The organism is Mesorhizobium sp. M7A.F.Ca.US.005.03.2.1 (assembly GCF_003997795.1).
Taxonomy (GTDB): domain Bacteria; phylum Pseudomonadota; class Alphaproteobacteria; order Rhizobiales; family Rhizobiaceae; genus Mesorhizobium; species Mesorhizobium ciceri.
The window spans coordinates 1-1,414 of record NZ_RZRP01001198.1; the positions used below are offsets into that span (position 1 = coordinate 1).

Here is a 1,414-nt window from a genome sequence, read left to right on the forward strand (position 1 = left end):
GCCTTCGGCAGCAAGGAGGCGCTGTTCCTGGAGGCGACGGATTTTTACTCGCACACCGAGGGTGCCGACATCTGGCTGGCATTGGACGAGGCTCCGACCGCGCGGCAGGCGATCGAACAATTCCTGTGCCTGACGGCGAAAGCCTATGCGCAGAGCGATCGCCCGCAGGGCTGCCTGATCACGCTGGGCGCACTGCATCAGGATTCGAGCCGCGGCGCCATCTGCGACGATCTGCGCCGCCGTCGTGCCGAAAACCACACCGCCCTGCAAAAACGTCTGGAGCGCGGTATTGCCGAAGGCAGCGTAGAGGCTGGGCGAGTTGATGCCCATGGCGGCGGTCAGCTCGCTCATCGATGCACCTTCGTAACCACGCGCCCAAAACACCTGCATCGCGCGGCGCAGGGCCGCGGTTCGATCGAAGGTGCGGGGACGGCCTCGTTCCGACATGACGCTCTTTCTGTGTTGATCGATACATAATTCAGTTGACGCCAGCGGGCAAGGCTGACAGATATTTATGTATCGATCATTACATAAAAGGAGAATTCGATGTCTTCCAGCAGATTGAACGGCAAGGCCGCGCTCGTCACCGGCGGCAGTCGCGGCATCGGCGCGGCGATTGCGCGGAGGCTGGCGGCCGATGGCGCCAGCGTCGCGCTGACCTATGTGCATGGCGAGGAACAGGCCCGCGCTGTCGTCGCCGAGATCGAGGCCAAGGGCGGCCGCGCCATCGCGATCAAGGCCGACAACCGCGATGCGGTCGCCCTAGACAAGGCAGTCGATGACGCCGTAACCGCCTTTGGCCGACTCGACATCCTGGTCAACAGCGCAGGCATCTGGCGCGCCGCCCCAATCGACACGCTGTCGCTCGCCGATTTCGACGAGACCATGGAGGTCAATCTCCGGGCCCCGTTCATCGCTTCCAAGGCCGCGGCCGCCCATATGGGTGAGGGCGGCAGCATCATCTCGATCGGCAGCAACCTTGCCGAGCGGGCGACCGACGGCAGCCTCACGGCCTATTCAGCCAGCAAGGCGGCGCTGGTCGGCCTGACCAAGGCGCTGGCGCGTGACCTCGGCCCGCGCGGCATCACCGCCAATGTCGTCCACCCCGGTTCGACCGACACCGACATGAACCCGGCCGACGGCCCGCATGCCGAGCATCAGCGCCGGAAGATGGCAACGCCGCGCTTCGGCAAGGCCGACGACATTGCCGGCATGGTCGCCTGGCTCGCAGGCCCGGAAGGCCGCTTCGTCACCGGCGCTGCCCTGACCATCGATGGCGGCGCCAACGCCTGATCCCGCGGGGATTTCCGGCTGGGGCGGAACCACCCTCCGCTCCAGCCGTCACGATCTTGTGAAACCGTTCTGCAACAGGCTTTCCAAAATTTATGAAAGCTTAACGAAATCGGTATGAATC

2 protein-coding genes are annotated in these 1,414 nt (G+C 64.6%); one reads left to right on the top strand and one right to left on the bottom strand.

The window, feature by feature from the left end; genetic code table 11:
• Positions 1–447: helix-turn-helix domain-containing protein (locus tag EN991_RS41430; RefSeq protein ID WP_245461175.1), on the bottom strand; the 447-nt coding region annotated here is incomplete at its 3' end.
• 99 nt (positions 448–546) lie between these two features.
• Here EN991_RS41430 and EN991_RS36190 point away from each other — a divergent pair.
• Positions 547–1,293 carry a 3-oxoacyl-ACP reductase family protein gene (locus tag EN991_RS36190; RefSeq protein ID WP_013531692.1) on the top strand — a complete coding sequence of 249 codons (747 nt, stop codon included), beginning with the start codon at positions 547–549 and terminating at the stop codon, positions 1,291–1,293.
• Positions 1,294–1,414 lie beyond the last annotated feature (121 nt).